Annotated in this window: 21 protein-coding genes; 6 read left to right on the forward strand and 15 right to left on the reverse strand. The window is 64.3% G+C overall.

What is annotated here, in order from left to right; translation table 11 throughout:
• Nucleotide 1 precedes the first annotated feature (1 nt).
• The 9 genes from truA to ACEN9F_RS10390 all read right to left on the reverse strand — a co-directional run bounded on the left by truA (nt 2) and on the right by ACEN9F_RS10390 (nt 11,256).
• Nucleotides 2-805: a tRNA pseudouridine(38-40) synthase TruA gene (gene truA / locus ACEN9F_RS10350; RefSeq protein WP_413419938.1), complete on the reverse strand. Its 804-nt coding sequence runs from the start codon at nt 803-805 to the stop codon at nt 2-4.
• Nucleotides 806-865: 60 nt separating this feature from the next.
• A complete protein-coding gene (locus tag ACEN9F_RS10355) occupies nt 866-3,631 on the reverse strand; it encodes a FimV/HubP family polar landmark protein (RefSeq protein WP_413419939.1) in 2,766 nt (921 codons plus the stop codon).
• 215 nt (nt 3,632-3,846) lie between these two features.
• On the reverse strand, nt 3,847-4,974 hold the full coding sequence (gene asd, locus ACEN9F_RS10360; protein ID WP_413419940.1) for an aspartate-semialdehyde dehydrogenase: 1,128 nt from the start codon (nt 4,972-4,974) through the stop codon (nt 3,847-3,849).
• Between the two features lie 23 nt (nt 4,975-4,997).
• Complete coding sequence (gene leuB, locus ACEN9F_RS10365; RefSeq protein ID WP_413419941.1) at nt 4,998-6,068, reverse strand: 3-isopropylmalate dehydrogenase; 1,071 nt, start codon at nt 6,066-6,068, stop codon at nt 4,998-5,000.
• A 13-nt stretch (nt 6,069-6,081) separates the two neighbouring features.
• The gene (gene leuD / locus ACEN9F_RS10370) at nt 6,082-6,729 is read right to left on the reverse strand and encodes a 3-isopropylmalate dehydratase small subunit (RefSeq protein WP_413419942.1); all 648 of its coding nucleotides are present in this window, start codon (nt 6,727-6,729) and stop codon (nt 6,082-6,084) included.
• Between the two features lie 54 nt (nt 6,730-6,783).
• Nucleotides 6,784-6,909, reverse strand: a complete 126-nt coding sequence (locus tag ACEN9F_RS10375; RefSeq protein ID WP_008450980.1) for an entericidin A/B family lipoprotein — start codon at nt 6,907-6,909, stop codon at nt 6,784-6,786.
• A 28-nt stretch (nt 6,910-6,937) separates the two neighbouring features.
• Nucleotides 6,938-8,341, reverse strand: coding sequence for a 3-isopropylmalate dehydratase large subunit (gene leuC / locus ACEN9F_RS10380; RefSeq protein ID WP_413419943.1), 1,404 nt, complete (start codon nt 8,339-8,341; stop codon nt 6,938-6,940).
• Between the two features lie 213 nt (nt 8,342-8,554).
• Nucleotides 8,555-10,426 carry a chemotaxis protein CheA gene (locus ACEN9F_RS10385; protein WP_413419944.1) on the reverse strand — a complete coding sequence of 624 codons (1,872 nt, stop codon included), beginning with the start codon at nt 10,424-10,426 and terminating at the stop codon, nt 8,555-8,557.
• Complete coding sequence (locus tag ACEN9F_RS10390) at nt 10,426-11,256, reverse strand: protein phosphatase CheZ (RefSeq protein ID WP_413419945.1); 831 nt, start codon at nt 11,254-11,256, stop codon at nt 10,426-10,428. Before ACEN9F_RS10390 ends, ACEN9F_RS10385 begins: the two co-directional genes overlap by 1 nt.
• A 386-nt stretch (nt 11,257-11,642) precedes the next feature.
• On the opposite strand from ACEN9F_RS10390, the gene ACEN9F_RS10395 reads away from it, so the two are divergent.
• From ACEN9F_RS10395 to ACEN9F_RS10420, 6 genes are all read left to right on the forward strand, one after another.
• Nucleotides 11,643-12,110 carry a universal stress protein gene (locus ACEN9F_RS10395; protein WP_413419946.1) on the forward strand — a complete coding sequence of 156 codons (468 nt, stop codon included), beginning with the start codon at nt 11,643-11,645 and terminating at the stop codon, nt 12,108-12,110.
• A 94-nt stretch (nt 12,111-12,204) separates the two neighbouring features.
• Nucleotides 12,205-12,849, forward strand: a complete 645-nt coding sequence (locus tag ACEN9F_RS10400; RefSeq protein WP_090314830.1) for a response regulator transcription factor — start codon at nt 12,205-12,207, stop codon at nt 12,847-12,849.
• Between the two features lie 269 nt (nt 12,850-13,118).
• Entirely contained in the window at nt 13,119-13,913 is a 795-nt protein-coding gene (locus tag ACEN9F_RS10405) for a Crp/Fnr family transcriptional regulator (protein WP_413427025.1), read from the forward strand.
• Between the two features lie 165 nt (nt 13,914-14,078).
• Nucleotides 14,079-14,279, forward strand: a complete 201-nt coding sequence (gene hemP, locus ACEN9F_RS10410; RefSeq protein WP_413419947.1) for a hemin uptake protein HemP — start codon at nt 14,079-14,081, stop codon at nt 14,277-14,279.
• Nucleotides 14,280-14,383: 104 nt separating this feature from the next.
• Nucleotides 14,384-14,716 (forward strand): hypothetical protein, encoded by a 333-nt coding sequence (locus tag ACEN9F_RS10415; RefSeq protein ID WP_413419948.1) that lies wholly within the window; start codon nt 14,384-14,386, stop codon nt 14,714-14,716.
• Nucleotides 14,717-14,730: 14 nt separating this feature from the next.
• Nucleotides 14,731-16,023 (forward strand): DUF2325 domain-containing protein, encoded by a 1,293-nt coding sequence (locus ACEN9F_RS10420; protein ID WP_413419949.1) that lies wholly within the window; start codon nt 14,731-14,733, stop codon nt 16,021-16,023.
• Between the two features lie 91 nt (nt 16,024-16,114).
• Here the strand turns inward: ACEN9F_RS10420 and ACEN9F_RS10425 are convergent, their stop codons facing one another.
• The 6 genes from ACEN9F_RS10425 to ACEN9F_RS10450 all read right to left on the reverse strand — a co-directional run bounded on the left by ACEN9F_RS10425 (nt 16,115) and on the right by ACEN9F_RS10450 (nt 23,652).
• Complete coding sequence (locus tag ACEN9F_RS10425; protein ID WP_413419950.1) at nt 16,115-18,835, reverse strand: TonB-dependent receptor; 2,721 nt, start codon at nt 18,833-18,835, stop codon at nt 16,115-16,117.
• A 404-nt stretch (nt 18,836-19,239) separates the two neighbouring features.
• The gene (locus ACEN9F_RS10430; RefSeq protein ID WP_413419951.1) at nt 19,240-20,601 is read right to left on the reverse strand and encodes a sulfite reductase subunit alpha; all 1,362 of its coding nucleotides are present in this window, start codon (nt 20,599-20,601) and stop codon (nt 19,240-19,242) included.
• Nucleotides 20,598-21,614 carry an FAD:protein FMN transferase gene (locus ACEN9F_RS10435; protein ID WP_413419952.1) on the reverse strand — a complete coding sequence of 339 codons (1,017 nt, stop codon included), beginning with the start codon at nt 21,612-21,614 and terminating at the stop codon, nt 20,598-20,600. Before ACEN9F_RS10435 ends, ACEN9F_RS10430 begins: the two co-directional genes overlap by 4 nt.
• 7 nt (nt 21,615-21,621) lie before the next feature.
• Nucleotides 21,622-22,467, reverse strand: a complete 846-nt coding sequence (locus ACEN9F_RS10440) for a DUF4198 domain-containing protein (RefSeq protein WP_413419953.1) — start codon at nt 22,465-22,467, stop codon at nt 21,622-21,624.
• Between the two features lie 9 nt (nt 22,468-22,476).
• Nucleotides 22,477-22,986 carry a DUF2271 domain-containing protein gene (locus ACEN9F_RS10445; protein WP_413419954.1) on the reverse strand — a complete coding sequence of 170 codons (510 nt, stop codon included), beginning with the start codon at nt 22,984-22,986 and terminating at the stop codon, nt 22,477-22,479.
• Nucleotides 22,987-23,004: 18 nt separating this feature from the next.
• On the reverse strand, nt 23,005-23,652 hold the full coding sequence (locus ACEN9F_RS10450) for a PepSY-associated TM helix domain-containing protein (protein ID WP_413419955.1): 648 nt from the start codon (nt 23,650-23,652) through the stop codon (nt 23,005-23,007).
• Nucleotides 23,653-23,785 lie beyond the last annotated feature (133 nt).

Here is a 23,785-nt window from a genome sequence, read left to right on the forward strand (position 1 = left end):
TTTAAAACCAGGGCAGCGCGCTGGAGCTCTCCAGCGGCAGTTCCCATTTGGGGTCGTAATCGATTTTGGCCAGGTACAGGCCGTCCGGCATGAAGGTCGGCGCGGCGGCGTGGCGGTCCTTGGTTTCCAGCAACTGGCCCAGCCATTCCGGCTTCTCGCGCCCGGTGCCGATATAGACCAGCGAGCCGACCAGGTTGCGCACCATGTGGTGCAGGAAGGCGTTGGCGGTAATCGTAAACACCACCAGCTCGCCGACCCGCTTGATCTGGATGTCGTGCATCAGCTTGACCGGCGACTTGGCCTGGCATTGCGCGGCGCGGAAGGCGGTGAAGTCGTGCCAGCCGATCAGCGGCTTGACGGCCTGCCGCATCAGCTCCACGTCCAGCGGGCGGAAGCAGAAGCCGGCGCGTCCCTCCAGCAGCGGCGAGCGGGTCGGATTGTTGTACAGCACATAGTGATAGGTACGGGCGCGGGCGCTGAAGCGGGCGTGGAAGAAATCGTTGACGGTCGGGTCGCCGTCCAGCTGCTTGGCCCAGCGCACGGCGATCGACGGCGGCAGGAAGGCGTTGACGCCGCGCACCCAGGAATGGGTGTCGCGGTCGAGGTCGGTGTCAAAGTGGACGACTTGTTCCAGCGCGTGGACGCCGGTGTCGGTGCGGCCGGCGCAGGTGGTGGCCAAGGGCACCCTGGCGAATTTCTCCAGCGCCTGCTCCAGCTTATCCTGGACCGTGTGGCCGTCTTCCTGTTTCTGGTAGCCGTGCCACGCGGTGCCGTCGTACTGGACGCCGATTGCTATCCGTTTCAATTGCTGCCCAATCTAAAGTCTGAGTCAGCCATTATATCCGGTACAACCCGCAGGCCACACTTATCCCAACTGGGCCTTCATGGCGTTGGCCTTGGCGATCTGGTCGTCGCTGCCGCCGCGCAGCACTTCGTCCAGCAGTTCGCGCGCGCCTTCCTTGTCGCCGATTTCCTGGTAGGCGATGGCCAGGTCCAGCTTGGTGTCCATTTCCATGTGATGCGCCGACAGCGTGTCGTCGCGCTGGGCAGGCGCGGCGGCTTCGGTGCCCGCGTTGCCACCGCCCAGGCCGCTATCCAGGTCGAGGTCGATGCTGGACAGGTCGAACTCCGGCGCTGCCGGCGGCGGCGCCGCCGTGACCGATTCGATATCGGCCGGCAGGTCCAGGCTGTCGTTGAAGTCCATCGCGGCCGGCTCGGCTTTCGGCGGTTCGCTGAAGGCCGGTACTTCCGGAATCTCAAAGCTCATCAGGTCCAGATCCAGTGGATCGGTGGCGGCCGACGGCTTGCTTGGCTCAGCCGGCTCGGCGGCCGCGGCCGGCAGGTCCAGGCCGAAGTCCATGCTCATGTCCTCCACCGGCGCCGGGGCCGGCGCGGGAGCCGCTGCCGGAGCCGGAGCGGGTGCATCGAAGGCCAGGTTGAATTCGTCTTCCAGCGGCGTTTCCGCAGCCGGGGCCGGCATTTCAATCGCCGGCGCCGTGGTGCCCACCGGTTCGAAGCTCAGGCCGCCCAGGTCGAAGTCCATCAGGTTGTCCGACTCCGCCGCGACCGATGCTGGCGATACGGCCGCGTCCGCTGCTTGCGGCAGGGCCGTTTCCATGTCGCTGCCGAATTCCATCGTATTGCCGGCCGGCGCGGCGTCCTGGCTCAGGTCCAGGTCCAGGCCGGCTGGCGCCGGTGCATCCGCGCGGTCGTTGCCGCCGAAATCGTTGCCGAAGTCCGAGGCCGCAGTCGCGGCAACCGCTGCCGCCCCCGCGGCCAGCGGCGCGGCGGCAAACACGGTCGAACCGTCGCCGACGTCCTTGCCCATCGTGTACAGCGGATTGCCCGGATCCAGCGCCTGGCCCATGGCCGCGGCCTGGGCCCACTCGTCGCCCTCGCCGCGCGTCATCGAATACAGCTCGGAGGCCTGGGTTTCAAACGAACGCGCATCCTTGCGGGTGGCGTAGATTTCCAGCAGCTTCAGGCGTACCGGATGGCGTTCCGGATGCGTGCGCAGCGCTTCCTTCAGGATCTCTTCGGCCTGGGCGTCGCGGCCGTAGGCGATGTAGACGTCGGCTTCCGCCACCGGATCGACTTCATTGGTGTCGAGCTGGCTGGCCGATGGTGCGAAGTTCGAGTTGAACACGCTGTTGTTGGTATCGACGCTCTGGCCGCCGGCTTCGGCGATCAGCGATTGCGGCGGCATGGCGGTATCGCCAAGGATGGAGGTTTCCTCCTTCGGCACCACGAATTTCTTGCGGCGGCGCGAGGCGACGATGCCGCCCACGCCGGCCAGCAGGGCGGCGGCGGCGATGCCGACGTAGTTCAGGTTGTCCATCAGTGTTTCGAACAGGCTAGGCTCGGGCGCCTTCTTCGGCGGCAGCACCAGCGTGCGCTTGGGCTTGGGCGGCACCGACGCGGCGGCTTCCGCCGGCGCGCTGGCCACGGCCGAAGCCGAAGGCGCCTTGACGTCCGCCCCGGCCTTGTTCTTCACGGCCATCAGCTTTTCGAGGTCGTTGACGTTCTTTTCCAGCTCCTTGACGCGGGCTGCCGCTTCCTCCGCCTGCTTCTGCTTGGCGATCTTGTCTTCCTCCGCCACCCGGCCGCTCTTGCCTTCCACCGGCGCAGCGGCGGTGGTATTGGACAGCGTCAGCTTGTCCTTGGCGACGTTGACCGCGTTCGGCTTTTCTTCCACCTTGGCGGTGATCTTGCCGGACACGTTCTGCGACGTGTCCGGCTCTTTCGCCGGGGTGCTGTTGGCGACCTGGCCGGCCAGCTTGGCGCGGTAGGCATTGAAATCGGCCGCATGCGCGACCACCACGCCGCGCGCCTCGCCTTCCGGCGCGCTGTTGCGGATCGCGTCCGAATCCGGCACGGCCAGGATCTGGCCCGACTTCAGGCGGTTCATATTATTGCCGCTGAACGCTTCCGGATTGGCGCGGTACAGCGCCACCAGCATCATGTCCAGCGAGACGTCGACCGGCTTGACCTGGTTGGCGATGCGGGTCAGGTTGTCGCCCGACTTGACGGTGTATTCGCCTGCCGCCTGCCTGGCGCGCGCCGGCGCCGGGGGCGGCGCCGCCGGCTGCCGTGCCGCCGCGTATGGCTGCGCGGCCGCCGCCGGCTGGGCGGCGGCCGGCGCCGGAGCCGGCACGCGGCCGGTCAGGTCCACCGGCGCCGCCACTTGCGGCGACTGCGCGCTGCGCAGGTCGGGCGGATCCAGCAGGAAGGTGTATTCGCGGACCATGCGGCCGCCGGTCCAGTTCAGTTCCAGCAGCATGTCGACGAACGGCTCGTTGATCGGCTGGCTGGAGCTGACGCGGATGATTTGCCGCCCGTTGCGCTGGTCGACCTCGAAACGCAGCGACAGCAGCGCCGGGTTGAAATCGATATTCGCGGTGCGGAAGGCGTCGGCCGGCGCCAGCTTGGCCACCAGGGCGCCGGCTTCCTCGGCCGAGACGGCGGTCAGTTCGATCTCCGCTCGCAGCGGCTGACCCAGCGAAGACAGGACGGTCAGCTTGCCGAGTCCCGCCGCGTTGGCCGATGCGGCCACCAGCACCGCGCTGGCAACAGCGCTGGTGATGGTCTTCAACGCGAACGAAACGATGCTGGGGCGGGTGTGTACAGGCATAGTGGGCGGCAGTAGGTTGTCAGAGGGAAAATGTTACTTTCCCAGATATACCAACATATCATCATGCACAGGAGCATGCAAGCTTTGCACGATGTTTCTCTAGTGATACACGAGGTTCTGTAACGTCTACGCCTACTTTAACGCAAAAAAAGGGGTTTCCCCTATGAGAGTACATAGAGAAAACCCCTTCTGCTGTAACAATTGAACTACTGGTATTACGCGTCCAGCACGATGCGCAGCATGCGGCGCAGCGGTTCGGCGGCGCCCCACAGCAGCTGGTCGCCAACGGTAAATGCCGACAGGTAATCATCGCCCATGCTCATCTTGCGCAGGCGGCCGACCGGGATGCTCAGGCTACCGGTCGCGGCGGCCGGCGACAGGCCGGTGACCGACGCTTCGCGGGTGTTCGGGATGACCTTCACCCACTGGTTGTTGGAGGCGATGATGTCGTGGATCTCGTCGATCGGCACGTCTTTCTTCAGCTTGATGGTCAGCGCCTGCGAGTGGCTGCGCATGGCGCCGATGCGCACGCACAGGCCGTCGACCGGGATGGCTTTCGAGCCGAAGTCCGCGCCCAGGCCCAGGATCTTGTTGGTCTCGGCGCCGCCCTTCCACTCTTCCTTCGATTGGCCGTTGCCCAGGTCCTTGTCGATCCAAGGGATCAGGTTGCCCGCCAGCGGCGCGCCGAACTGCCTGGTCTCCTCAGCGCTCAGGCCGTGCTGGGTCGCCAGCACCTGGCGGTCGATTTCCAGGATGGCCGACGCGGGGTCGTCCAGCTTGGCCTTGACCGCGGCGTTGATGGTGCCGAACTGGGTCAGCAGTTCGCGCATGTGCTGCGCGCCGCCGCCCGATGCCGCCTGGTAGGTCATGGAAGTCATCCACTCGACCAGGTTGTGCTGGAACAGGCCGCCCAGGCCCATCAGCATGCATGAGACGGTGCAGTTGCCGCCGATGTAGTTCTTCACGCCCTTGCCCAGCGCGTCCTTGATGACGTGCAGGTTGACCGGGTCCAGCACGATGACCGCGTCCTTTTCCATGCGCAGGGTCGACGCGGCGTCGATCCAGTAGCCGTTCCAGCCGGCCGCGCGCAGTTGAGGGAACACTTCGCCGGTGTAGTCGCCGCCCTGGCACGAGATGATGATCTCGCACTTTTTCAGCTCGTCGATATCGGTCGCGCTTTTCAGTTTGGTTTCATTCTTTGCCATCGCCGGCGCGTTGCCGCCCGGATTCGAGGTGGTGAAGAACACCGGTTCGATGTGGGCGAAGTCGCCCTCTTCCTGCATGCGCTGCATCAGGACCGAACCCACCATGCCGCGCCAACCTACCAAGCCTACGAGTTTCATTTTGCTCTTCCTTGTCTTATGTTTTATGCGAGTGCCTTAACGACCGCGTTGCCCATTTCCTCGGTGCCCACTTTGGTGGTGCCTTCCTCGTAGATGTCGGCGGTGCGCAGGCCTTGCGACAGCACTTTCTTGACGGCGGTCTCGATGCGGTCGGCCTGCTCGGCCTTGTTCAGCGAGAAGCGCAGCATCATGGCGGCCGACAGAATGGTGGCCAGCGGATTGGCGATGCCCTTGCCGGCGATGTCGGGCGCGGAACCGTGCGACGGTTCGTACAGGCCCTTGTTGTTGGCGTCCAGCGAGGCCGACGGCAGCATGCCGATCGAGCCGGTCAGCATCGCGGCGGCGTCGCTCAGGATGTCGCCGAACATATTGCCGGTGACGATGACGTCGAACTTCTTCGGTGCGCGCACCAGCTGCATCGCGGCGTTGTCGACATACATATGCTCGAGCGCGACGTCAGGATATTCCCGGTGGACGTCGGTGACGATGTCTTTCCAGAACTGGAAGGTCTCCAGCACGTTGGCCTTGTCGACGCTGGTCAGGCGCTTGTCGCGCTTTTGCGCCGCCTGGAACGCCACGTGGGCGATGCGGCGGATCTCGCCTTCCGCATAGCGCATGGTGTCGAAGCCTTCGCGCTGGCCCTTGAACGGACCGTCCGGGCACTCGCGCACGCCGCGCGGCTGGCCGAAGTAAATGTCGCCGGTCAGTTCGCGGATGATCAGGATGTCCAGGCCGGACACCACTTCCGGCTTCAGCGTCGAGGCGCCGGCCAGCTCAGGGTAGAGGATGGCCGGACGCAGGTTGGCGAACAGGCCCAGGTTCTTGCGCAGGCCGAGGATGGCCTGCTCGGGACGCAATGGACGGTCCAGCTTGTCGTACTGGTAGTCGCCGACGGCGCCGAACAGCACCGCGTCGGCGGCCTTGGCCAGCGCCAGCGTGCCTTCCGGCAGCGGGTGGCCGTGGGCCGCGTAGCCGGCGCCGCCGACGGGGGCGGTTTCCAGCTCAAATTTTTCGCCCAGCACGTTCAGGACCTTGACGGCCTGTGCGACGATTTCCGGGCCGATACCGTCGCCCGGGAGGATTGCAATTTTCATGTTATTCGATCGATTAGATGACGTTAGCCAACCAGGGTTGGTTTGCCAGATGGCGCTCTTCGAAGCCGCGGATAGCGTCGGCGTGACGCAGGGTCAGGCCGATATCGTCGAGCCCGTTCATCAGGCAGTATTTGCGGAAGGCGTCGATCTCGAAGGGATAGGAGACGCTGCCATTGCTGGTGGAAATGCGCTGCTGTTCAAGGTCGACCACCAGACGGTAACCGGGGAAGGCCTTGACTTCATTGAACAGATGATCAATCTGGGATTCGGACAAGACGATCGGCAGCAAGCCGCTCTTGTAGCAGTTGTTGAAGAAGATGTCGGCGAACGACGGCGCGACGATCGCGCGGAAGCCGTACTGGTCCAGCGCCCACGGCGCGTGTTCGCGCGAGGAGCCGCAGCCGAAGTTCTTGCGGGTCAGGAGAATCGAGGCGCCCTGGTAGCGCGCTTCGTTGAGCACGAAGTCCGGGTTCAGCGGACGGCGGCTGTTGTCCATGCCGGGCTCGCCGTGGTCGAGGTAGCGCCATTCGTCGAACAGGTTCGGGCCGAAGCCGGTGCGATGGATGGACTTCAGGAATTGCTTCGGGATGATGGCGTCGGTGTCGACGTTGGCGCGGTCGAGCGGGGCCACCAGGCCTTCGTAGATCGTAAATTTATCCATGATTCTCGTTCGGGTTGTGCGACGGCGGACCGTCGCGGCCCGCCGTACTGCGTGTTATTTTTTGGTCGAAGCGCCTTCCAGCGATTCACCGACTTTTTTAACGTCCTTGCCGAAGCCGTTGACGGTGTTGCAGCCGGTCAGGATCAGGGCAATGATGGACAGAGCAAATAGTTTTTTCATGGTGTTCTCGTAGAATCAATCAAAAAAATCAACGCAGTGCGCGTACGTCGACGAAGTGGCCGGCGATACCGGCTGCCGCGGCCATGGCGGGAGACACCAGATGGGTGCGTCCGCCTTGTCCTTGGCGTCCTTCGAAATTACGGTTGGAAGTCGAGGCGCAACGCTCGCCCGGCTCCAGGCGGTCGGCGTTCATCGCCAGGCACATCGAGCAGCCCGGCTCGCGCCACTCGAAGCCGGCATCCTTGAAGATGCGGTCCAGGCCCTCTTTCTCGGCCTGGTCCTTGACCAGTCCCGAGCCCGGCACCACCAGCGCCAGCTTGACGTTGGAGGCGCGATGCTTGCCGCGCACCACATCGGCGGCGGCGCGCAAGTCTTCGATGCGCGAGTTGGTGCACGAACCGATGAACACCTTGTCGATGCGGATGTCCTCGATCGCCGTGTTCGGCTTCAGGTTCATATAGACCAGCGCCTTTTCCATCGCGTCGCGCTTGACGCTGTCTTTTTCCAGGTCCGGATCCGGCACCCGGCCGTCGATCGCGATCACCATTTCCGGCGACGTGCCCCAGGTCACCTGCGGCTTGATCTCGGCCGCGTTCAGCGTGACGACCAGGTCGAATCTGGCGCCGGCGTCCGAATGCAGCGTGCGCCAGTATTCCACCGCGCGCTCCCAGTGCGGGCCCGCCGGCGAAAACGGGCGGCCCTTGACGTAGTTGATGGTGGTGTCGTCGACGCCGATGATGCCGGCGCGCGCGCCGGCCTCGATCGCCATATTACAGACCGTCATCCGGCCCTCCATCGACAGCGCGCGGATGGTCGAGCCGCCGAACTCGATACAGTAGCCGGTGCCGCCGGCGGTGCCGATCTTGCCGATGATGGCCAGCACCACGTCCTTGGCGGTGACGCCGGCCGGCAGCGCGCCGTCGACCTGCACCAGCATGGCCTTGGATTTCTTTTGCAGCAGAGTCTGGGTCGCCAGCACGTGCTCGACTTCCGAGGTGCCGATGCCGTGCGCCAGCGCGCCGAAGGCGCCGTGGGTCGAGGTGTGCGAGTCGCCGCAGACCACGGTCATGCCCGGCAGCGTCGCGCCCTGCTCCGGCCCGATCACGTGGACGATGCCCTGGCGCTTGTCGTTCATATTGAAGTACGTCAGGCCGTAGGACTTGGCGTTGTTGTCCAGCGTCTCGACCTGCAGCCGCGAGACCGGGTCGGCGATGCCGTCGGCGCGCGAGGTGGTCGGCACGTTGTGGTCGGCCACGGCCAGGTTGGCCGAGATGCGCCACGGCTGGCGGCCGGCTTCGCGCAGGCCGTCGAATGCCTGCGGGCTGGTGACTTCATGCACCAGGTGGCGGTCGATGTACAGGATGGTGGTGCCGTCTTCCTCGGCCTTGACCACGTGGGATTCCCAGAGTTTGTCGTAAAGCGTCTTCATCATGTTTATGCGTACTGCTGCTGCCTGTGTGAGTGATCCACTTCGATTATGCCATATTGTGCAATGCGATAGCGGGCGCCGCCTTCGGGCCTCGTGAGCCGATGCGGTTCCGCCTATCGATACACTGTTTATGACTCCTTTTAAAAAATTCTGTATTGCAAATAAAAAAAGCCTGCGTGGACGCAGGCTTTTGGTCTTTCCGGCCTAGCGTCGAAGCTAGGCTGCCATGCGTACAGTACTTCTGCATCCGTCCATTAGGAAGGATAGGCCCACCACTAGCACCAGTTCGCCTTCGGCGGAACGGGCGGTGCCGGTGATGCCCTCGACGGTAATCGCGGTCATCGGTTTGATCACCAGGTCGGCCGTGCCGTCGACCGCTTCCACCGCCAGGATATACGGCTGTGGTGCAGCGACAACAATACCCACCTTCTCGCGGCAGCTCTCGTAGCCCAGCGAGTCGGCCAGCGAACGCACCGGCAGCGGACGTCCCTGGTCTTTCAGCACCGGCGCGCCGCCCACTTCCATGAACACTTCCGGCAGCTCGACCACGCGCTGCACCACGGCCATCGGCAACGCCAGCGCGGCGCCCGAGGTCGAGACCAGCATGGTCGGCACGATCGACAGCTCGATCGGCAGGCGGATGGCGAACTTGGTGCCCTTGCCCAGCGCCGATTCGATATGGATCGCGCCGCGGTTCTTCTCCACGGCGGTCTTGACCACGTCCATGCCGACGCCGCGCCCGGAGACGCTGGAGGCCACTTCCTTGGTCGAGAAGCCCGGCAGGAACACCAGCTGGAAGCACTCGTCGTTGCTCAGGTTGGCCGATTCGCTGATCAAGCCTTTTTGCTGGGCCTTGGTGCGCAACACCACCGGATCCATGCCCTTGCCGTCGTCCTGCAGCACGATCATCACGCTGTTGGCCTCCTGCCACGCCTTCAGCGAGATGTAGGACTTGGCCGGCTTGCCCGCCGCGATGCGGTCCTCCGGCGACTCGACGCCATGGTCCAGCGAATTGCGCAGCATGTGCACCAGCGGATCGTACAGGCTGTCCACCACCACGCGGTCGACTTCGGTCTCCGCGCCCTCGATGGTCAGCTCGACGTCCTTGCCCAGGTCCTTGGCCAGCTCGCGCACCAGGCGCGGGAACTTCTGGAACAGGCGGCCCACCGGCTGCATGCGGGTCGCCAGCGTGGCGCGCTGCAGTTCGGTGGAATAGCGCGAGGCGCGTTCCAGCGTTTCCGCCAGCGTCGCCATCAGCGTCTGGGCCTGGCCTTCAAACTTGAATTGCAGCAGGCGTTCCAGCAGCACGGCAGCCTGGTTGGCGGCCTGCACCGATTCGCCCGCCACTTCCAGCAAGGCGTCTAGTTTAACAGCATCGACGCGGATTGACTCTTCCTTGACCGGCGCCGCTTGCGGACGCTCTTCGCGCTTCTCGCCCGCTTCGCGCGCGCGCGGCGTCGGCGCCACTTGCACGGCGGCGGCCACGGCGGCGATTTCCGCGGCCGGGATCGGCGCCGATGCGGCCGCGGCCGGCGCGGCGGCGGCGCGCGTGTAGCTGCCTTCCGGCATCACGGCCTGGTACATGCCTTCCCAGTCCAGGCCGTCGGCCGCCGGCGCTGCCGCGGCGGGGGCCGCGACCGCGGCGGCCGGGGCGGCGGCGGGCGCAGGCGCCGGCGCGGCCGCCTTGGCCGGGGCCGAATCGGTCTTGCCTTCGATGGCGTCGGTCAGGATGACTTCCAGATCCTTCGGCATCGCCGACAGGCTGTCCGGCTCGGCGCCGTTGTTCAATTCGGCGAGCTGGTCGGCCACGAAGCCCGACGCTTGCAGCGCCGCCTCGATCGCCAGCGGCGTCACCGGCGCGGCGCCGGTGCGCAGCGCGTCAAACAGGTTCTCGGTCAGGTGGCAGGCGGCGACCATGGCCGGCAAGCCCATGAAGCCGGCGCCGCCCTTGATCGTATGGAAGGAGCGAAAAACGGCGTTCAGCGTTTCTTTGTTGTCCGGGTCGCGTTCGAGCCGCAGCAGATGCTCTTCCACATTGACCGCAAGATCCATCGCCTCGACGACGAAATCCTTGAGCATATCGTCCATTAGAATCCCAGATCAGCAAGCAGGTCGTCGACATTGTCCTGGTTCAGCGCTACGGCCGGAGCCGATGGGCCGGACATCAGGGACACTTCTTTTTGTGCAATCTTCTCGCGGACCGCAGGCGGCGCGTTGTCGCGCAGCAGTTCTGCCAGTTCGTGCTCCACTGTCTTGGTGATGTTCACCACTTTCTTGATCAGCTGGCCGGTGATGTCCTGGAAGTCCTGGGCCATCATGATTTCCAGCAGGCGGGCCTTCTCAGCTTCGGTGGCGGCCGAGACCGCCACGGCGAAGGCTTGCGAATCGCCGGCCAGCTGCTTGAACTGGTCCAGGCTCAGCTTGCCCGCGAACAGGTCGGCCCAGCGGGTTTCCATGTCCTTCGACTGCTTCGACAGCACGTCCTGCGCCGGCATGCCTTCGTCCAGCGTGTTGAGCACCTTGTTGGCGGCCTGCTCGGTCAGCGTGGCGACGTATTCCAGGCGATCCTGGGCGTCGTTGATCTGGGTCGAGGCTTCGGTCAGTGCCTTGTCGTAGCCGAGTTCGCGCAGCGAATCGTGCAACAGGCGCACGATGCCGCCCAGGCGTTCGAACATCGGCTTGTCGCCGCCCTCTTCGCCTTCGGCATGCTCGGCCGGCGCCGCCTCGGCCGCCGGGGCGGCTGGCGCGGCGACGGCGGCCGGACGGGCCGACGACGCTACTTCGTCAAACAGGCTTTCCAGGTCATCTTCCGCCGCGGCGGCCGGTGCGGGAGCAGGCGCTGGAGCGGGCGCTGCGGTCTTGCTCTGAGCAGACACTTCTTCAAATAATGCGTCGAAATCATCAGCGGCGTTAGTCATAATTCCTGCTTCTCCATAATTTGTAAAATTGCTGCCCTAAACTTGCTTGTGATGACACGCGGCAATATAACGCACTGTAGCGAGTGTAGCAGGGCGCAGCCGGATTATTCAATCCCAACGCCGGGTCGCCTGCCCCGTATGCCGGGCATAAGCCAAGTTTACTGTTGTATTTGGAGATACTAACATTGGATAGATCGCCAAAGTACGCCCTGAGACACAAAAGTAGTGCTTGAATGCAAAAAAAACCGGTAAAAAGTATAAAAGCGCACAGGCATGCCACAGTATAAAGCGCTTTTATTTGATAAACATCAAGTCTTTCCATCCTAACAATAATGTAAATCGCGACTACAATGAAAGCAGTAGCTGGTTTGATAAGGAGGTTGGCCATGTACCGCAAAATCTTGATCACCACCGACGGCTCCGCCGTTTCCAGCAAGACCGCCTGCGCCGGGGTCACCTTTGCCGAGCAACTCGGCGCCGAAGTGCTGGTGCTGTTCGTGGCGCCGGAGTACCAGTACCCGATCTACGTTGAAATCATCCCCCCCAGCTATCCCAGTGAGGATGAATACCGCGTCGCCATGCGGCGCGCGGGCGCCGAGCACACCCAGGACGTGGTCGATTCCTGCGCCAGGCGCGGCGTGCGCTGCGAAGCGATGACCGCGTTTGCCGAAAGCGCGGCGCTGAAAATCGTCGACGTGGCGCAAAACAACGGCTGCGACCTGATCTTCATGGGCTCGCACGGTCGCAGCGGCTGGGGCCAGTTGTTATTGGGCAGTGTAACCAACAAGGTGTTGTCACATTCCAAAATTCCGGTGCTGGTGCACCGCCTGATCAAGGAACCCGGTAGTAAATAAAAAGGCAAATGAGATGCTTTTTATAGTAACATTCGAAGTTAACGCAAACGCAACATGCTTTACTCTTAATCACTTTTTATAACTTCCTCTCTCTATGATTCGTATAGTCATCGCCGACGACCACACCATCATGCGTGAAGGTCTCAAACGCATACTCGACGGCGCACCTGACATCGACATCGTGGGAGAGGCCATCGACGGCTTCGAGGTGCTCGGCCACGTGCGCCAGGGCGGCTTCGACCTGCTGCTGCTGGACTTGTCCATGCCCGGCCGCAGCGGCGTCGACCTGATCCGGCAGATCAAGGCCGAGGCGCCCAAGCTGGCGATCCTGATCCTCACCATGCACGAGGAAGAACAGTACGCGGTGCGCGCCATCCGCGCCGGCGCCCAGGGCTACCTGACCAAGGAGAGCGCCGGCACCCAGCTGGTCGGCGCGATCCGCAAGGTGGCCTCCGGCCGTCCCTACATCAGCACCGAGGTGGCCGAGCAGCTGGCGCTGAATATCATGATGCCGAACGAGAGCCTGTTGCATAAACAGCTGTCGGACCGCGAGTTCGAGGTATTTTCTTTGTTGGTCGCAGGCAAATCCATCACCGAAATCGCCAACAGCCTGCATCTGAGCGTGAAGACCGTCAGCACGCATAAAACCCGCATCATGCAGAAAATGGGCATGAACTCCCTCTCCGAAATGGTGCAATATGCCGTGGCGCACCGCCTGTTATCCCCCTTCAAAACCTGAATACCGTGCTGGGCCGTAGGAGTACTCCTACATCCCTGCGCTGGCTCCTACGTGCATATTCAGCCATTGCTGATATCTATCTCCCCCCTGCGTTGGCATACTGAAACCATCGATTCATGCTGCACGGCTACAAGGCACGCAGCAAATGCTGCGCGGCACCATTCCCGTTCCCAACGAAAAGCAATACCTGTACACAGGAGATCACTATGCTGTCCACGCAAACGTCTGAAATTCGCCCCGCCACGACGACCACCATGCAATCCTCGTCGATGGAGGCAGGCCGCCAGCGTCAGGGGCGGCTGTGGTCGAACCTGAAGGAAGTCTGCGACCTGCTCCATATCCCGGCGGCCTGTTCGGTCACCACCGAGGAGTTGCTGTTCCAGCACGTGCAATTCAAGACCGGCCAGCGCATCCACACCATCGGCCAACCGTTCGACACGCTGTACATCGTCAACTCCGGCTTCCTGAAGACGGTGCTGATCGACGAATTCGGCAACGAACAGGTGCTCAGCTTCCCGATGAAGGGCGACATGCTGGGCGTGGACGGCATCCATACCCGCCACTACTCGTCGGAAGCGGTGGCGCTGTCGGACTGCGACCTGATCCTGCTGCCGTTCAAGAAGCTGACCGCGCTCGGCCGCGTGCACCTGGAACTGGAAAACATGATGTACGGCGTCATGAGCCGCGAGCTGGTGCGCGAGCAGGCGATGATCGGCATGCTGGGCGCGCTCAGCGCCGAGGCCCGCGTGGCGCGTTTCCTGGTGGCGCTGGCCGACCGCTTCGCGCAAATGGGCTATTCGAGCAAGCTGTTCAACCTGCGCATGACGCGCCACGAAATCGGCAGCTACCTGGGCCTGACCCTGGAAACGGTGAGCCGCACGCTGTCGGCCTTCAACGAGATCGGCCTGATCAGCGTCGACCAGCGCACCATCGGCATCAAGGACCCCGAGGCGCTGAAGACGCTGCGCCGGCTGCCGCCGTCGCGCACCCGCGCCAAGCAGCTGGCGGCGGCCAAGACCAAGGGCGAAACCATCACTCCCGGCCAATTGCTGGCCGCGTTGTAGCACCAGGTACTACCTCCGCATTACCCAGCCTTCGGCCCGGTCCAGCACCGGGCCATTTTTTTTCACGCTCCCGCCGTTACCAATGAAATAAGGCTTGCATTCCGTCCGGCCTTCCACAATAATGAATGCAAATACGAATCATTCTTATTTAAGGAGAAAATGACGATGAGCACGACCCTACCCGCAACGCCGCCGGCAATCGCCGCCCGTCCAGCCCACACCGCGACCGTGCAGGCGCTCTCCCCGGTCAAGCGCGTCAGCAGCGCCGGCCTGATGGAAAGCGGCCGCGAGCTGGAAATCGAACATGCCGGCCGGATTTACCGCCTGCGCATCACCCAGCTGAACAAGCTGATACTGACCGCTTGACGACCAATTTTACTGTGCGTTAACCGGGCGCCGCCGCGCCCACTCCCCTGAGTAGCCAGCCATACCGCCAGCCATGCTCTCCACTCTCGAACCAGGAGCGTCTGATGGCCATAGACCGTAGCAATCCGATTTTTCTCGCCCCGACCCACGGCGGACACAATCCCGAACTGATGCTGTCCGCGGTGCTGCACCTGATGTCGCACTACACGGCCGGCAGCGACGCCACCGGCGGCTGCGTGAAGCTGGCCTCGGTGATCGAGCGCCACCTGAAAGCGCTGGCCAGCCTGCCCGATCTGGCGCCGGTGCTCAGCGCCACCTGCCAGCAGCTCTCCGAGCAGTGGGCCGGCGTGGTCGAGCGCAATATGCACGAGCAGGAAAAGACCAACTTCCTCAGCCGCATCATGGCGCGCGCCCGCACCGCGCCGGCCACGGCGTAAGCGGAGCATCACCCATGTGCGAGAAACACGATCCGCTGGCGGCCATCATCGCCGCCGCCATGCCGCAGGTGGCGGGCACGGTCACGCCGGCCCGCCCGGCGGAACAGACCGCGACCCGGCAAGTCATCAAGCCGGTCATCAACAACGTCATCAGCGTGCTGGCCGCGCAGCCGGAGGCGCACGCATCGCGCCGCCGCCGGCTGTGGGAGCTGGGCCATGCCTGCCACTGCCCGCTGGTCGGGGTCGGCTTCCCGCTGGGCGTGCTGCGCAAGCTGGTGGATAAAATCACCAGCGGCAAAGTGGTGGCCGACGACTATGAAGTCCACGTCGGCGCCGTCACCGAATGCGGCAACCGCAACCGCCTGTCGGAAGCGCTGCAAAAGGAACTGGAACGCCGCTACGCCGCCGTGCTGCTGCGCTTCCGCGCCGCCAAGAGCGCCGAGCAGGTCGGCGAGCTGTGGCGCACCGCCGTCGCCAACGGCGATGTGGCCGGCGCCTTCTGGGCCGGCCTGACCCATCCGCGCTGCACCTCCGAGCTGGAAGAGCAGATGTGCCGCGACCTGCACATGGTGCAGCACCAGGCCGGGGCCTGCGTGCGGGCCGACATCAACAAATTCAACGCCACGCTGGAAGAGAACAAGCGGCTGACGCACGACCTGGCCAAGGCGCAGCAGCGCGGCGCCGCGCTGCTGGCCGAGAAAAGCGCGGACGCCGAAAAGCACGGCGCGCAGCTGATGCAGTTGCGCGCGCAGGCGGTCGGCAAGGACAGCATGATCGACTCGCTGAAGATGGAGCTGGAACAGTTGCGGGAATCGATACCCGGCCTGGAATCGCGCGCCAAGCTGGCCGAGCGCCTGGGCCAGATGGAGGAACGCGAACGCGCGATGCGCAACCAGATCGCCGAGCTCAAGCTGGAACTGGCGCGCGCCGCCGAACCGGCCGCGCCTATCCAGGAAGAGGCGCGCCAGGTGGTCGAGCACGTCATGAAGATGCCGCTCAGGCTGAGCGACCGCGCGGTGCTGTGCGTGGGCGGGCGCAGCGGCAACGTCGCCACCTACCGCGAACTGATCGAGCGCGAAGGCGCGCAATTCGCGCACCACGACGGCGGCCTGGAAGACAACGCCAACCGCCTCGACGCCAGCCTGGCGGCGGCCGACCTGGTGATCTGCCAGACCGGCTGCATCAGCCACAGCGCCTACTGGCGCGTGAAAGACTATTGCAAGCGCACCGGCAAGCGTTGCGTGTTCATCGACAACCCATCGATCTCGAGCCTGGCGCGCGGCCTGGAACAAGCCGACCTGGCTTGACCGCCAAGCAAAAAAAGCCCCCACCCGCACTGAACGCGATCGAGACCGCGTCCAGGCTGGTGGGGGCTTTGGCTATGCGCAGCCCTTCAGCTTAGAAGCTGTAGTTGCCGGTCATGTAGAAGGTGCGGCCCATCGGATCCGCGTAGCGTGGGTCGAAGCCAACCTGGTGGCCCGACGACGCGCGCAGCGAGAACGGTGGATCGCGGTCGGCGATGTTCTTCACGCCGGCGCGCAGCGTGATGACCTTGGTCGCCTGCCATTTGCCCTGCCAGTCGAACGTCAGGTGCGAAGGCACTTCGACGCGGAAGGTTTCCAGCACGTTGGTCGCCACGTTGCGGCTGGTCGCTTCGGCATCGGTGTAGCCGTTGCGGTAGTTGGCGGTCAGCTGGTTCGAGAACGCGCCGGTGTCCAGCGTGCTGGACAGACGCACGATGTGGCGGAACGACACGGCGTCGTTGATGCCGTAGCGGTTCATGCTGTTGACCCAGTCGTTATCCGTGCCTGGACGGGTGTAGTCCGACTTCAGCAGGTAGGTGCCGTTCAGGGTGGTGGTCAGGCGGCCGATGCCGAAGTTGTGGCGATAGGTGGTTTCCCAATCGATACCCTGGTTGTGGGTCTGACCGATGTTGATCGACAGCGTCTTCTTGGCCCAGTAGGTCTGGCCGTTGCCTGGATCCACGAAGGTGGTGAACAGGTTACGGAACTTGACCGGATCGGCGAAGATCTGTGCTTCCGACACGCTGGAAACGGCGTCGCGGATCTTCACATCCCACAGGTCGGCCTGCACCGAGAACGACGAGGTCGGCTCGAAGCGGAAGCCCACGGTGTACTGCTTGGACTTCTCTGGCTTCAGGTTTTCGTTACCGCCGGAGATCACGTTGTACTGACGCTTGCCCACTTGGCAGTAGTCGGCGTTCTCGGCGCGCAGATTGGCCGGGCAATCCCACGATGCCGAGGTGAAGCCTGCCGACACCAGCGGCTGGCCGATGTCCAGCATCGACGGCGCCTTGAAGCCGGTGCCGTAGGAACCGCGCAGCAGGAACGAGCTGGTCGGCTGCCAGCGTGCCGACACCTTGTAGGTGCTCGACGATTCTTTGCTGCCCATGTCGCGCTTGGCGATGGCGTTCTTGACCGCGTCGAAGGTGTCGTAACGGGCGGCGCCGGTCACTTCGATCGACTTGATCACAGGAACGTTGATCTCGGTGAACGCGCCGTAGTTGGCGCGTTGCAGATCGTAGGCCGGGGAGGCGCTGAAGCCGAAGATGTCCGACGACGATGCGTTCGGGGTTTGCTCGTAGTGGTAGTCGCGGTAGTCGGCGCCGAATGCGGCGTTGACTGCGCCGGCCGGCAGCTTGAAGATTTCACGCGAACCGTGGAAGTCGATGCCTTTCAGCGTGGTCGACGCTTCGCGGATCGAACCATTGAACACCGAGTTGGCGATCAGGGTCTTGGTCGCGGCCGATTGCTGGCCGATGCCCAGGAACGGGTCGAACTGGTTCTTGGCCAGCATGTCGCGGAACTCGGCGTTCTTCACGTAGCCGCCGACATAGCGCTCGTCGATCGCGTTGCGCGACCAGGTCAGGCCGGTGTCGAAGCTCCATGCGCCGATCTCGCCCTTGCTGCCCAGCACCAGATTCTTGGAATCGGTGATGGTCTCGCTGTCGCGCGTGCCCCAGTCGTAGGTACGGTAGCTGGCGGTCACCGCCTTGATGTCGGCGTCCTGGCCCGCGGTCAGGTAAGGCTTGACGTAGGTGTTGTACAGCGGCGAGTTCTTGGCGATCGCCACCGACGCGGTGTTCGGCGCGATGCGCGCGGTCAGGTCCATGCGCGAGTAGGCCGCTTCGAGGTAGACGTCGATGCTGTCGGTGGCGCGCACGGTCGCCTTGCCGAAGAAGCTGTCGCGCTTGCTTTCAGGGATGATTTCGATGGTCTGCACGTAGTCGAAGCCGCAGTTCTGCACCAGAGCGGTGTTGCTCAGGGAGACTTGGTTCATCGCCGCGCAATTGCCGTTTTGCTTCAGGTAGGGATTGAAGCCGATCGGCGCCGCGCCCGAATTGAAGGTGGCGGACACGTTGGCTGGAATCGCTGCCGCGCTGGTGCGGTCGTAGATGTAGCTCTTGCCGTTCCAGTTGTAAGGCACGTACGACGTCTTGGCGAAGTCGCGGTCGGTGGCCTTGACCTGGCCCTGCTCGTCGTGACGGAACGAGGCCATCACGTTGTAGCGGTTGGTGTCGAGTTCGCCGAAGCCGTAGGTGGCGCTGATGTTGCTCTTCTGGCCGGCCTTGCTGGCGCCCGGCTGTCCAGCGCTGACTTCGATGTTGCCGCCTTGCAGTTCTTTTTTCAGCACGAAGTTGATCACGCCGGCGATCGCGTCGGAACCGTACAGCGCGGAGGCGCCGTCGGTCAGGATCTCGACGCTGGCAACCGCGCTCAACGGAATGGCGTTCAGGTTGATGGCGGAGCCCGAGCCTTGCGGGGCGATGCGGCGGCCGTTCAGCAGCACCAGGGTGTAGCTTTCGCCGATATCGTGAATGGACGCGGAAACGCGGCCGCCCGAGTTGGTGCCGGCGGCGATCGCCTCAATGGTGAAACCTTGCATCGAAGGCAGGGCCTGGATCAGGTCGGCAACCGTGGTCGCGCCGGACTTGGCGATCTGTTCGGTGGTCAGGCGCTGCACTGGCAGTGCGCCTTCGACGTTGATGCGCTTGATGGCGGAACCGGTGATCTCAACCTTTTGGATCGCCTGCTCTTGTGCCGATGCCTGGCCTGCGAACAGTGTGGAACCGGCCAGGACTGCGAGTGCCAGACGCACGGATCGGACGCCTGCTTTCTCTTGCAAATTCATTCATTACTCCCTGTAATGTGGTTATATAAACAACATGAACAAGGAGAACGCATCTTCGCGCTTTGGCGGCCCGGGCAGGCCTAACGCGGATCTGGCCAACCGGCCACGACGCAGGACATTACAGGATCAGGCTAAGCGACGAGGAACGGAGGCTATCCTTGCTCATCAGCCGACAATTATGTAACGCCCCTGTAACAAAGTGTGGCTGTTTTTCGGGATTTCTGTACAAGAACAAAATAAAGCGATCAAAAATATTGATTATTTAGAATATTGTTGATGAAAAAAAATTTTGTATCGCCAAAACGCATTTTCACCATATGCGACCGTGGCATTATTACCACATCCATGTATTTCCAGTGTGTCGTAGTGTGTCAATAAACATCACGTTGATAGCGATTTTCGGTTACCAGACGGTCCAGTTGATCGCGCCCCAGTATGTCCGCCAGCGCCAGATCCACCCCGGCCGCCATGCCGTCCAGGCTGCCGCAAACATAGATGGCGGCGCCCTGCGCCACCCAGGCCCGCAATTTGCCGGCCCGGGCCGGCAGCAGGTCCTGCACATAGCGCGCCGCGCCGCCGTCGCGCGACCAGGCCTGGTCGATCTCCAGCCGGCCCGCCTGCCGCAGCGCTTCCAGCTCGTCGCGGTAGTGGAAATCGTGCGCATGGTTGCGTTCGCCGAACAACAGCCAGTTGCGGCCCTGCCCGGCCAGCGCACGCGCCTTCAGGTGGCCGCGCAGCCCGGCGATGCCGCTGCCGTTGCCGATCAGGATCAGCGGCCGCTGCACATTGTCTTCCAGGCGGAAGCGGCGATGCTGGCGCAGCCGCAGCTGGATGGCCTGGCCGATGCGCGCCTGCTGCGTCAGCCAACCGGAGGCGAGGCCCCAGCTGCCGTCGTCATGGCTGTGCAGGCGCACCAGCAGGTGCACGCGGCCGTCGGCCGGGATCGAGGCGATCGAGTATTCGCGCGGGCGCGACGGGTCGGCCGGCGCGGCGATCTGCACCAGGTCGCCGGATTCCCAGGCCGGCGGTTCGCCGTCCTGCGGCTCCAGCTCCAGGTGGTAGACCGGCGCGCCGGCGCTGCCCGGGTTGAGCTGCACGCGCACGGCCAGGCGCCAGTTGTCGAAGGCCGGCGCGCTCCAGTCCGGCGCGTCGCTGGTGCCGGCCAGGTGGCTGAGTTGCTGGCGCCAGTGCGCGATCGCGTCGGCCGAGCTGCGGTTGACTTCGATGCGCGGGAACAGGCTTTGCGCCCCTTGCGCCTGCAGCCACTGGTCCAGCGCGCGGCCGAAGCCGCAATACTGCGTGTAGGCGCTGTCGCCCAGCGCCAGCACCGCGTAGTGCAGCCGCGGCAGCGCCAGGCCTTGCGTCATCAGGCGGCCGGCAAAGGCGGCGGCGGCGTCGGGCGCATCGCCCTCGCCATAGGTGCTGACCAGGAACAGCATGCGCTCGGCGCGCTGCAGGTCCGCGCCCTGTAGATCGGATAATTCGCTCAGCTGCGCGGGTATGCCGGCCAGCTTCAAGGTGGCCAGCGTTTGCCCCGCCAGCGCCTCGGCGTTGCCGGTCTGGCTGGCGTAGGCGATGATCCAGCCGGGCGAGGCCGCCGCTGCCGCCTTGGCCCGCCGCGCGGCCAGGCGCTTGCGGCGCGTGCGCAGATAGGACGCCAGGCAGACCAGCGCATAGCTGGCGCTAAAGCCGGCCACCAGCATTAATCGGGTAGGGTCGTTGGTCCAGATCATTCGTCCAGCATGCCGCGTAAATGGCTACTCATGTGTTCGGTGAAGCCGCCGTCGGCGTTGCGGACGACGAAGCGCGCCGCCAGTCCCTGGCGCTCGGCCAGGCGCAAGCCCTGCTCGCAGCCCAGCACGGTCAGCGCGGTCGACCAGGCGTCGGCCGCCATGCATTGCGCGTGGACCACGGTGACCGAAGCCAGATCGTTGGCGATCGGCATGCCGCTGCGCGGGTCGATGGTGTGCGAATAGCGTCGGCCGTCCAGCTGGAAATAGCGGCGGTAGTCGCCCGAGGTGGCGACGGCCAGGCCGTGCAGCGCCAGCACCAGTTCGTCCGGCTGGGCCGCGGCATCGCCCACCTGCTCCAGCGCCACCCACCACGGCTGGCCGTCCGGCTTGAAGCCGGCGCCGCGCAGCTCGCCGCCGACCTCGACCAGGTAGTGCCGCACGCCCTGTGTTTTTAAATAGTAAGCCAGCCGGTCGACGCTGTAACCCTTGGCCACCGCCGACAGATCCAGCTGCACGCCGCCCGGCTGCAAGGCCCGGCGGCTGCCCTGCTCCAGCACCACCGGCTGCGCGGCCAGGTGCGCGCGCGCCTCGGCGATCCGGTGGGCTGCGGGGGGAGCAAAACCGGGCTGGTCGAAACGCCCGTGCGGACCGAAGCCCCACAGGTTGACCAGCGTGCCGGCGCAGGGATCGTAGGCGCCGGCGGAGTCGCGCGCGACGCCCAGCGCATACGACAGCACATCGAAGCAAGCCGGCGGCAAGACTTGCCAGCTGCCGGCGCCGGCGCGGTTGAAGCGGCCCAGGTCGGAATCGGCTTCCCAGTGGCTCATCTCGGCCACGATGGCGTCGAGCTGTTGCTGCAGCCCCTGCTGGAGATCCGGCAAGGCCTCGCCCGGCGCGGCCACCAGCCGCACCGACCAGCTGGTGCCCATGCTGCGACCCGCAAAATCGCGCATCGCACCGCCTGCCGGCGCCGGGTCTTCGGAAATAGCGTGAGGCAGGAGTACCCGGCGCATGCCTGCCTTATTCCGGCAGGATTTCTACCACCGCCGCATAGGTGGCGCGGCGCGGCGCCATCTGCGGCGGCTGGCCCGGCACTTGCGGCGCGGCGGCCGGCCAGCTGCTGCTGACCATGTACATGCCCGCCGCCGGCAGTTCGATCGTCAGCTCACCCTTGGCGTCGGTGTTCTTGCGGATCTCGCCCAGCGTGCCGCGATAACGCACGCCGCCCGGGATCAGGCTGACGCCCTGGTTGGCGGCCGGCTTGCCGTCCAGCAGGAAACGCCAGGTGACTTTCTCGCCGGCGCGCAGCTCGGTCGGATTGGTGACCGGCACCAGTTCCAGGCCCACGCCGGTCGGCTTGAACACCGCCATGTCCGGCTCGCCGGTCGAGACGAAGGTCTCCAGGCGGCTCTGCGTGCGCGACAGTTTCACCTCGGTCGCGTCGGCCGGCACGTCCTTGGCCAGCGTGGCCTCGCTGCCGCGGAAGCGCTTGGTCTCGCCCTCCTTGCTCTTGTAGCTGCCGAACACGCTCTGCGACACCAGCTCGATCTTGTAGGTGCCCGGCTTCGGCAGCTTCAGGTCGAAGGTGTTGCGCAGCTTGCCGTTGTTGACGTTCTGCAGTTCCAGCTTGCCGCCGTCCGGGCCGGTGACCACGATGCCGTCCAGCTTGAGCGGCTGGTGATCGATGTCGAACAGGCCTTCCGAGATCGCCGCGTCCACGGTGACCCAGGCTTCCTTGCCTTCGACCTGGCTGGACGATGGCAGCAGCCACGGCTTGTGCGCGTGCGCGCTGAACGACACCAGCGACAGGCCGGCCAGCGCCGCCGCCATCCATGACTTATTTATTTTATGATTCAAGTTCAACATGTCTCCGCCTTACGGTTTGAGTTGTACAACCACGGCGCCCAGTTCTTCCTTGCCCTGGCCGGTCACGTTCTGCGCCGACTTCGGCGGCCACTGCAGCGGCAGCTTGACGACTTCACGGCCGCCCGCTTCGCGCGCCGCTTCCACCAGCAGCGTGTACTGGCCGGCCGGCAGCTTGTCCAGCGCGCCTTTCGGGATGCTCAGCGTGGCCTCGCCCGGCGCCTTGGTCGCGCCGCTGACGCCGTCGAGCGGCAGCGCCACGTCGCGGCCGGTCTTGCGCCACCACTGGCGCATGTCCTTGAGCCACTTGGTGCCGGCGTTGTCCTTCTTCTTGACGTCGTACAGCACGGCCAGGTTGGCCACCACTTTCTGGTCGGCGTTTTCCAGCCAGGCGGCGATGTAGGGGCGGTGGTATTCGGCCACGTTCAGCTGCGGCACGTCGAGTTTGAGGGCCAGATCGGCGCCCATGGCCGAGGCGCTGGCCAGTGGCAGACTCAGCGCGATGGAGTAGCGTAATTTCATGGAGTACCTGTCGTGAGATTAATGAATAAACAGCAGAGCAATGACAAACGGAACCAAAATACCCAAGCCCACCATCGGCCAGGTGAACGGCCGGTTAGTCGCGTGGAACTTCAAGATCAATAATCCGGTGATGCAAAACACCAGGCACAGGCCGGCGAAAATATCGATGAACCAGTTCCAGGCCGCGCCGGTGTTGCGGCCCTTGTGGACGTCGTTGAGCCAGGAGATCCAGCCGCGGTCGGTGTTCTCGAATTCGGCCGCGCCATCGTCCAGCGCGATGCGCACCCAGGCGTCGCCGCCGGCCTTGGCCATCGGCAGGTAGACTTCGTCGCTGGCCCATTCGGCGGCGCGGCCGCCGGCCTGCACCTTCCAGGTGGCGAGCAGCCATTGCTCGACGGCGGCCGGCAGCGGTTCCTTGGCGCCGTCATGGCCGGCGGCGTAGGTCCGCAGCTGCGCCGTCAGCGGCGCCGGCAATTGCGCCTGCCGGCGCACGATGACCGGCTTGGCCTCGATCTGCGACGCATGGTTCAGCGTGATGCCGGTAATGCTGAACAAGAACATCCCGAGCAGGCATAGCGCCGAACTGATCCAGTGCCACTGGTGCAGCTGCTTCAGCCACACGGCGCGGCTGGCATTGCGTGCGGCGCTGGCGTTTTGTACGCTCAATTGACTTCCTTCGATGAATAAGCGCCGGCCGTTTGCACCGCGCAAAGACACAAATGATAATGATTATCATTTGCGAAGTCAACCAGCCTTGTGTATCTATTATGTAAAGCCAAGGTGGGCTTGCGTACAGAGT

The sequence above is a fragment of the Duganella sp. CT11-25 genome, assembly GCF_047302815.1.
Lineage (GTDB): Bacteria > Pseudomonadota > Gammaproteobacteria > Burkholderiales > Burkholderiaceae_D > Rugamonas.

Coding starts and splice junctions, on each gene's coding strand:
- ACEN9F_RS10400 (WP_090314830.1), top strand. CDS start 12,205: ATGATTCGTATAGTCATCGCCGACGACCACACCATCATGCGTGAAGGT.
- leuD (WP_413419942.1), bottom strand. CDS start 6,729: ATGGATAAATTTACGATCTACGAAGGCCTGGTGGCCCCGCTCGACCGC.
- ACEN9F_RS10390 (WP_413419945.1), bottom strand. CDS start 11,256: ATGACTAACGCCGCTGATGATTTCGACGCATTATTTGAAGAAGTGTCT.
- ACEN9F_RS10435 (WP_413419952.1), bottom strand. CDS start 21,614: ATGCGCCGGGTACTCCTGCCTCACGCTATTTCCGAAGACCCGGCGCCG.
- leuC (WP_413419943.1), bottom strand. CDS start 8,341: ATGATGAAGACGCTTTACGACAAACTCTGGGAATCCCACGTGGTCAAG.
- ACEN9F_RS10420 (WP_413419949.1), top strand. CDS start 14,731: ATGTGCGAGAAACACGATCCGCTGGCGGCCATCATCGCCGCCGCCATG.
- ACEN9F_RS10385 (WP_413419944.1), bottom strand. CDS start 10,426: ATGGACGATATGCTCAAGGATTTCGTCGTCGAGGCGATGGATCTTGCG.
- ACEN9F_RS10355 (WP_413419939.1), bottom strand. CDS start 3,631: ATGCCTGTACACACCCGCCCCAGCATCGTTTCGTTCGCGTTGAAGACC.
- ACEN9F_RS10395 (WP_413419946.1), top strand. CDS start 11,643: ATGTACCGCAAAATCTTGATCACCACCGACGGCTCCGCCGTTTCCAGC.
- asd (WP_413419940.1), bottom strand. CDS start 4,974: ATGAAACTCGTAGGCTTGGTAGGTTGGCGCGGCATGGTGGGTTCGGTC.
- leuB (WP_413419941.1), bottom strand. CDS start 6,068: ATGAAAATTGCAATCCTCCCGGGCGACGGTATCGGCCCGGAAATCGTC.
- ACEN9F_RS10375 (WP_008450980.1), bottom strand. CDS start 6,909: ATGAAAAAACTATTTGCTCTGTCCATCATTGCCCTGATCCTGACCGGC.
- ACEN9F_RS10445 (WP_413419954.1), bottom strand. CDS start 22,986: ATGAAATTACGCTACTCCATCGCGCTGAGTCTGCCACTGGCCAGCGCC.
- ACEN9F_RS10415 (WP_413419948.1), top strand. CDS start 14,384: ATGGCCATAGACCGTAGCAATCCGATTTTTCTCGCCCCGACCCACGGC.
- hemP (WP_413419947.1), top strand. CDS start 14,079: ATGAGCACGACCCTACCCGCAACGCCGCCGGCAATCGCCGCCCGTCCA.
- ACEN9F_RS10405 (WP_413427025.1), top strand. CDS start 13,119: ATGGAGGCAGGCCGCCAGCGTCAGGGGCGGCTGTGGTCGAACCTGAAG.
- ACEN9F_RS10440 (WP_413419953.1), bottom strand. CDS start 22,467: ATGTTGAACTTGAATCATAAAATAAATAAGTCATGGATGGCGGCGGCG.
- ACEN9F_RS10430 (WP_413419951.1), bottom strand. CDS start 20,601: ATGATCTGGACCAACGACCCTACCCGATTAATGCTGGTGGCCGGCTTT.